This is a genomic window from Winogradskya humida (genome assembly GCF_016862215.1).
Lineage (GTDB): Bacteria > Actinomycetota > Actinomycetes > Mycobacteriales > Micromonosporaceae > Actinoplanes > Actinoplanes humidus.
In genome coordinates this window covers 56,274-63,405 of the sequence record NZ_BOMN01000108.1, presented here as the reverse complement: position 1 = coordinate 63,405, position 7,132 = coordinate 56,274, and the positions used below count along the sequence as shown (strand labels likewise).

Here is a 7,132-nt window from a genome sequence, read left to right as displayed (position 1 = left end):
TTGGTCGGCAAAGCGGTCCAGCAACAAAGACCGACAAGGCAGGCCGAAAGCAGGCTGAAAACGCAGGGCCTTCAACGCGGTCCGACAAGGCAAGCCGTGAAGTGCGGGTCCAGCAACATAGCCCGACTAGGCAGGCCGAGAACGCCGGGCCGACAAAGCAGACCGACGGAACGAGGCCGACGGAACGAGGCCGACGGAACGAGGCCGACCAGGTCGGGCCAGGAGGCCTGCATCGCAGGCCAGGACTGCGGGCCGCGGTTGACATCGGGGCGGGCCGGGGAGGCGGCGGGCTGTGGTGAACCGATCCGGGGAGCTGCCCGTGTGGAGGGCATACGGTTTCGATTGATCACGGAAGGGGCGCAGTTATGCGATCCTCGCGAATGCATTCATTTGCCGCGGCTGCTGCGGGGAGTGCGCTGCTGCTGGCTGGGTGTGGGAACGATTCTCCGGCCGCGCCGACTTCAGGGGCGCCTGCGCCGAGTGCAGCTGCGAGCGCCGAGGTGGGTTCTGGCGAGGCGTTTGCTGATGCTGCTGCGGGGCTTGCCATGCAGGCCGGGACGGCCAAGACGAGCAATGCCGCGGCTGGGACCGGGGACTGGGCCGCGCCCAAGGGTGGGGTCGTGACCGGGGATGCTGCTGAGGAAGCGCAGAAGTGGGTTCAGCTGACGGCGACCAGGCTTGAGGGGCTGGGCAAGATTCTTGTGAACGGGGCCGGGCTGACTCTTTACCGCTTCGATGAGGACACGGCCAAGCCTTCCAAGGCGACTTGCAACGGGGAGTGCGCTGCGAAGTGGCCGCCGGTGACCGTCAAGGCCGGGGGAAAGATCTTCATTGCCGGGGTGGCCAAGAAGGATGTCGGTGTCGTCAAGCGTGACGACGGGGCGCTGCAGGTGACGGTCAAGGGATGGCCGGTCTACCGGTTCGCCAAGGACGTCAAGGCCGGCGACGCGAAGGGCCAGGGTGTCGGTGACACCTGGTTCGGTGTACGACCGGACGGCGGTAAGGCCGGCGTCGAGGCCACCGAGCCGACAACGGCACCGGAGCAGGGCAATGACCAGCAAGGCAACGACCAGCAGGGCAACGAGCAGGGCGACCAGCAGGGCAACGAGCAGGAGCAGGGTGACAAGCAGGAGAGCATCCCGGCCAAGAGGGTCGTGTTGTTCAGCGGGTTCTCGTTCAACGTCTTCGATGACGATGCCGGTTCGCAGGTGATCGAGCCCGCGACCGCTCCCGACGGCGGATGTGTCAATGCTCTCGATCCCGGTACGGCTTCCTCCATCGCTTTCGACGGGCTGGTGAAGGTGTGGACCGGGGCGGACTGCACCGGGGAGTCCAAGGAGCTGGGTGCCGTGGACGCCGAGAACGTCGGGGGCATCGCGGACCTGCGGGACATCGATTTCAACAACAAGATCCAGTCGGTCAAGCTGCTGGGCTGACCCGAGCCAGGGAACAGGTTGGCGAAGCGCAGGGGCGTTAGCGAGCGAGCTCTGCGCGTACTGACAGTCAGGGCGGCCGGATGAACCGGCCGCCCTGACTTGTGCAGTGAGATCTGGCTTGCAGTGAGATCTGGCTGCAGTGAGATCTGGCTTGCAGTGAGATCAGGACTGGTTGGAGAGGTCCGTCACCGGGGTTGCGGGGTCGCCGTCGGTGGCGGCCTTGAGCTGCGGAACCAGGATGTCCAGCGCGTAGAGCAGGGCGTCGGGGCCGCTGTATGCCAGGGCGCCGGCGAGCGGCGTCTCGAACGACGTGTAAAGGGTGCGGTCCTCGGTGACGACCTTCAAGCGGGCGAAGGCGGGGGAGGTCAGCATGTCCTTCTTGGCCGCGCCGTTGACGAACAGCACGTCGCGGTCTAGCAGGTCGAGGCGTTCCTCGCTGACGTCGTCCTTCTCGGTCTGGACCGCGAAGCCGAGGGCGTCGAAGAGTGCGCGGCGGGGGTCGTTGGCGCCGAGGAGCCAGTGCTGGCCCTTTTCCGGGCCGAAGTCGACGACGAGGGTCTTACCGGCGAACTGGGGGTTGGCGGCCTTGGCCTCGTCGACCTTGGCCTTGACCTTGTCGACCAGGGCCTGGGCCTCGGTGGACTTGCCGAGCGCCTTGCCGATGGTCAGGGTCTGCACGTCCCAGGGGGTCTCCTCGTCCTTGTACTGCTTGGACTGGATGACCGTGGGGGCGATCTGGGAGAGCTTGTCGTAGGTCTCCTGGTTGATGGTCTCGTAGATCGCGATGATCAGGTCGGGGTTCTGCTTGATGATCGCTTCGTAGTTGATCTCGGCGGAGAACGTCGGGAGCTGCTTGCCGGCGAGGGCCGTCTTCACCCAGGGGTAGGTCGGGTACTCGGTGAACCACTCGCGGGTCGCGACCGGGACCACGCCCAGGGCCAGCGTCGGGTCCTGGTCGTTCCAGCCGACCGTGACCACCCGCTCGGGCTTCTTCTCGATGGTGGTGGACCCGAACTTGTGCTCGATGGTCACCGGGAACGCTGCCGCTGCCGAGCCGGACGCCGCGGGGGTCGCGGCCTCGTCCTCATCGGAGGCGCAGGCAGTGGCGGTCGTGATGGCCAGCAGGCCGGCTGCCGCGACGGTGAGGACCCGTCGCCAGCCTCGGTTGCGGGGGGTCATATGTGCTCCTGTGGGGGGTGGTCGTCCGTTGGCTCGGTAGTGAGGTTAGGTTAGGCTACCTTTGCTTCGCGATGGGGGATGCCCCGCGACCTTCTGGACCTTTTGGAGGACCACAGACATGCAGCGGACCCTGCTCGGCGGCAAGATCCACCGCGCCACGGTGACCCAGGCGGATCTGCACTACGTCGGTTCCATCACCATCGACAAGACCCTGATGGACGCCGCTGACCTCGTCGAGGGCGAGCAGGTGCAGGTCGTCGACATCGACAACGGTGCCCGGCTGGTCACGTACGCGATCGAGGGCCCGGCCGGCTCCGGGGTGATCGGCATCAACGGCGCGGCCGCGCGGCTCATCTCCGTCGGCGACCTCGTCATCATCATGAGCTTCAAGCAGGTCGACGAGGCCGAGCGCGCCGACTACGTACCGTGCGTGGCCCATGTCAACGAGCGCAACGAGCTGGTCGAGATCGGCAACGACCCGTCCCAGCCGGTGCCGGGTTCCGAGGACCAGATCTCCAGCAAGGTTCTGGTTCACTGAGATCATGGGAGCGCTGACGATCTGCCGGGACTGTTGCTGCGGCGACAGGAAAAAACATCCGGAAGTCGATCACGACGCGCAACTCGAGGCTTTCCGCGGCGCGGTGGGGGACAGGCATCGGGTACGCGTGAGCGAGTGCCTGAGCGTGTGTGAACGGTCCAATGTGGTCGTAGTGCACCCGACCCCCGCCGCCCGCCGCGACGGCGCCCGCCTGGTCCACCTCGGCGACGTCCTTGAAGATCACCTGGTCGGGGCGGTCGTCGGATGGCTGGACGCCGGCGGCCCCGGCGTCGCCCAGGTTCCGGGTGAACTTGCTGAACGCGTCTTCAACCCGGCTGACTACGCGGACTGAGCATCGTGGACAGGTCTATGCTTGCGCGCGACGATCGAGCAAGTTGCAGACGAACCCGAAGGAAGCGCACGTGGCAGACGGCACGGCCGCCCCCGGCGGCGGCGAGCGTGATATTCCCAAGCTGGACACGACAGTGCCTCAGACGGCACGGATCTGGAACTACCTGCTCGGCGGCAAGGACAACTTCGCGGTGGACCGGGAGGTGGGCGACCAGATCATCGCCGGTCTGCCGCAGCTCGCGGAGAACGCACGCCTCTCCCGGGCGTACCTCGCGCGTGCGGTGCGTTACCTCGCCGGGGAAGCCGGCATCCGGCAGTTCCTCGACATCGGGACCGGGCTGCCCACCGCCGACAACACCCACGAGGTCGCCCAGTCGGTGGCCCCCGACTCCCGGATCGTCTACGTCGACAACGACCCGCTCGTGCTCGCGCACGCCCGGGCGCTGCTGACGACCAGTCCCGAGGGTGCGACCGACTACATCGACGCCGACATCCGGGACAGCAAGACAATCCTCGGCGAGGCTGCCCGTACGCTGGACCTCGACAAGCCGGTTGCGCTCATCCTGATGGGCATTCTCGGTCACATCGAGTCCGACGACGAGGCGCGTACCCTCATCCGGTCCTTCACCGACCACCTGCCGTCGGGCAGCTACGTGGCGATGTACGACGGCAGCGACACCAGCCCGGACAACACCGAGGCGGTGCGCATCTGGAACATCTCGGCCAACCCGAAGTACCACCTGCGTACTCCCGAGCAGTTCGTGGGACTCTTCGAGGGGCTGGAGATCGTCGAGCCCGGCGCGGTGTCGGTGACCCGCTGGCACCCCGAGCCCGGCGCGGAGAACGCGAATGAGATCGACCAGTACGCCGTTGTCGGGCGCAAGCCGTAACCAGAGAGCCATGCCGGTGAGCGCACCAGAGCAGAACGGCGGGCCCACGGTCCGCCGGTTGCAGCTCGGCGCCCGCCTGCGGAGTCTGCGCCTGGCCGCGGGGATCTCCCGCGACCAGGCCGGCTACGAGATCCGCGGGTCCGAATCCAAGATCAGCCGGATGGAGCTGGGCCGCGTCGCGTTCAAGGAGCGCGACGTCATCGACCTGCTCAAGCTCTACGGGGTCACCGACGACGGGGAGCACGAGCGTCTGCTGGCACTGGCGCGCGAGGCAAACTCGCCCGGCTGGTGGCACTCGTACGGCGATGTGCTCACCACCTGGTTCCAGAACTATCTGGACCTCGAGCAGGCCGCCGAGCTGATCCGCACGTACGAGATCCAGTTCGTGCCGGGACTGCTCCAGACCGACGCGTACGCCAGAGCGGTCATCATGCTCGGCCACGGCACCGCCTCCGCCGATGAGATCGACCGGCGCGCCGACCTGCGCATGGCTCGCAAACAGCTCCTCACCCAGGAGCAGTCGCCGCGACTCTGGGCGGTGATCGATGAGGCGGTCCTGCGCCGCCCGATCGGCGGCCGTGAAGTGCTCCGCGAGCAGATCCGCTATCTGATCAACGTCTCCACCCAGCGAAACGTACGGCTACAAGTGATCCCGTTCCAATCCGGCGGCCACGCGGCAGCCGGCGGCGCGTTCTCGATTCTGCGCTTCTCCCACCAGCACCTGCCCGACGTCGTCTACATCGAGCACCTGACGTCCGGCCTCTACCTGGACAAACGCGAGGACGTCGACCACTACGCGGCTGCCATGGGCCGCCTGGTCATCGAGGCGGAGCAACCCGACCGTACCCAGGAGCTCCTCCGGAAGGCCCTGCACGACCTCGAGGACTGACCACTTGCCCGGGCCGGCCTCCAGCGCCGGCCCGGCAAGCTGACACCGATGCGTGTTCTTTTCCGCGCCGGTCGCTTCGTGTTCTTTCCGGAGCCAGCTGCTTCGTTTCCTGGCCCGCGTCGGTTCTTGTTCTCCGGCTCTCTCCGCGTCCGGTTCGCCGCCGTGTTCGGTTCGCTGCGTGTTCGGCTCGCTCTACGTCCTGGTCGCTGCCCGTCCGGCTTGTTCGGGGGAAAGTCGCTGGCGGCAGCGTGGCGGCGCCGTGAAGATCGCTGGGTGCATGTATTCGGGGAGTTAGTGAAGTTGCGGGCTATGGGGCCGTCGGATGCCGAGGCTCTGTGGCGGTGGAATCACGATCCGGTGGTCATGCGGTGGATGCATGAGAACTATGCACAGCCGCTGGAACGTACGCGTTCCTGGCTGGAGGAGCGGCCGCGGAACGCTTACGGGGATGTGCTTTTCGGGATCGAGACGCTTGCTGGTGCCACGTTGATCGGGTTGATCCGGTTGCGGGATGCCGAGCCTGAGCTGGGCTGCGCCGAGATGGATATCTACATCGGTGAGAAGGACCACTGGGGCAAGGGGTACGGGACCGATGCCGTGCGCACGGTGTGCCACTACGGGTTCGACAAGATGCGGCTGCACAAGATTTCGCTGACCGTCGTGGCGGCGAACGAGCGGGCGCAGCGGGCGTACGAGAAGGTGGGCTTTGTTGTTGAAGGTCGGCTTCGCAGCTGCTTCCGCAGGGACGGGGAGTGGTTCGACGAGCTGACCATGGGCTTGCTCGAAGGGGAACTGGTGTGAGGACCACAACACTCGGTAGTAAGGGCCCGCAGGTCGGCGTCGTGGGCCTGGGCTGCATGGGGATGACACACGCCTATGACATGGGTGCGACGCGGGACGATGTGACATCGATCTCGGTGATTCATCAGGCGCTCGATCTCGGGATGACGCTGATCGACACCGCCGACGTGTACGGGCCGTTCACCAACGAGGAGCTGGTCGGGAAGGCCCTGGCCGGCGGGTGGCGGGACCGTGCCGTGCTGGCCACCAAGGTCGGCCTGCTCTCCGCGAGCACCGCCGGGCTGGTGCGCGACGGGCGCCCGGAACACGTCCGCAAGTCGATCGACGACAGCCTGAAGCGGCTCGGTACCGATCACGTGGACCTCTACCAGCTGCACCGCGTCGACACCGCCGTGCCGATCGAGGAGACCTGGGGCGCCATGGCCGAGGTCGTCGCGGCCGGTAAGGCACGCCAGATCGGGCTCTCCGAGGTCAGCGTCGAGGAGATCAAACGGGCACAGGCCGTACACCCGGTGGCGTCCGTGCAGTCCGAGATGTCGTTGTGGACGAGGGATGCGCTCGACGACGTGCTGCCCTACTGCGAGGAGCAGGGCATCGCCTTCTTGCCGTTCTCGCCGCTGGGCCGGGGCTTCCTGGCCGGCCGGTTCGCGTCCTTCGACGACCTGCCGCAGGACGATTTCCGGCGCGGGCTGCCCCGGTTCCAGCAGGACGCGCTGCGCGCCAACCTGGAGATCGTCGGCCAGGTACGGGCGGTTGCCGAGCGGATCGGGTCGAGTCCCGCGAGGGTGGCGCTTGCCTGGGTGCTCGCGCAGGGCCGTTACGTCGTGCCGATCCCCGGCACCAAGACCCCGAAGTATCTGACCGACAACGCCGGCGCCGCGGACGTCACGCTCGGCAAAGCCGAACTCGCCGAGCTGAACGCCCTGCCCGCCCCGGAGGGCGGCCGTTACTGAAGCCCGAACCCTTTGAACGCCCCGCGGGGAGGTAACGAGGTCCTCGGGGAGAAATGCCCAGGTCCTCGCGAGGAGATGCGAAGCAATCCGCGGGG

The 7,132-nt window shown here is 67.0% G+C and carries 8 protein-coding genes; 7 read left to right on the top strand and 1 reads right to left on the bottom strand.

The window, feature by feature from the left end:
• The first annotated feature begins 545 nt into the window (after window positions 1-545).
• A complete protein-coding gene (locus tag Ahu01nite_RS37080; protein WP_203841394.1) occupies window positions 546-1,436 on the top strand; it encodes a hypothetical protein in 891 nt (296 codons plus the stop codon).
• Between the two features lie 162 nt (window positions 1,437-1,598).
• Here Ahu01nite_RS37080 and Ahu01nite_RS37075 read toward each other — a convergent pair whose 3' ends face one another.
• Window positions 1,599-2,615 (bottom strand): ABC transporter substrate-binding protein, encoded by a 1,017-nt coding sequence (locus Ahu01nite_RS37075; RefSeq protein WP_203841393.1) that lies wholly within the window; start codon window positions 2,613-2,615, stop codon window positions 1,599-1,601.
• A gap of 118 nt (window positions 2,616-2,733) precedes the next feature.
• Here Ahu01nite_RS37075 and panD point away from each other — a divergent pair, with 118 nt between their 5' ends.
• The 6 genes from panD (at window position 2,734) to Ahu01nite_RS37045 (ending at window position 7,037) form a co-directional block, all read left to right on the top strand.
• Window positions 2,734-3,153 (top strand): aspartate 1-decarboxylase, encoded by a 420-nt coding sequence (gene panD / locus Ahu01nite_RS37070; protein WP_203841392.1) that lies wholly within the window; start codon window positions 2,734-2,736, stop codon window positions 3,151-3,153.
• A gap of 172 nt (window positions 3,154-3,325) precedes the next feature.
• Complete coding sequence (locus tag Ahu01nite_RS50820; RefSeq protein ID WP_239159444.1) at window positions 3,326-3,505, top strand: hypothetical protein; 180 nt, start codon at window positions 3,326-3,328, stop codon at window positions 3,503-3,505.
• 70 nt (window positions 3,506-3,575) lie between these two features.
• Window positions 3,576-4,394 carry an SAM-dependent methyltransferase gene (locus Ahu01nite_RS37060; protein ID WP_239159443.1) on the top strand — a complete coding sequence of 273 codons (819 nt, stop codon included), beginning with the start codon at window positions 3,576-3,578 and terminating at the stop codon, window positions 4,392-4,394.
• A 10-nt stretch (window positions 4,395-4,404) separates the two neighbouring features.
• Window positions 4,405-5,283, top strand: a complete 879-nt coding sequence (locus Ahu01nite_RS37055) for a Sco1979 family transcriptional regulator (protein WP_203841391.1) — start codon at window positions 4,405-4,407, stop codon at window positions 5,281-5,283.
• Window positions 5,284-5,331: 48 nt separating this feature from the next.
• Window positions 5,332-6,084, top strand: a complete 753-nt coding sequence (locus Ahu01nite_RS37050; RefSeq protein ID WP_239159442.1) for a GNAT family N-acetyltransferase — start codon at window positions 5,332-5,334, stop codon at window positions 6,082-6,084.
• Complete coding sequence (locus Ahu01nite_RS37045) at window positions 6,081-7,037, top strand: aldo/keto reductase (protein WP_203841390.1); 957 nt, start codon at window positions 6,081-6,083, stop codon at window positions 7,035-7,037. The genes Ahu01nite_RS37050 and Ahu01nite_RS37045 overlap by 4 nt, the downstream gene beginning before the upstream one ends.
• The last annotated feature ends 95 nt before the right edge of the window (window positions 7,038-7,132 follow it).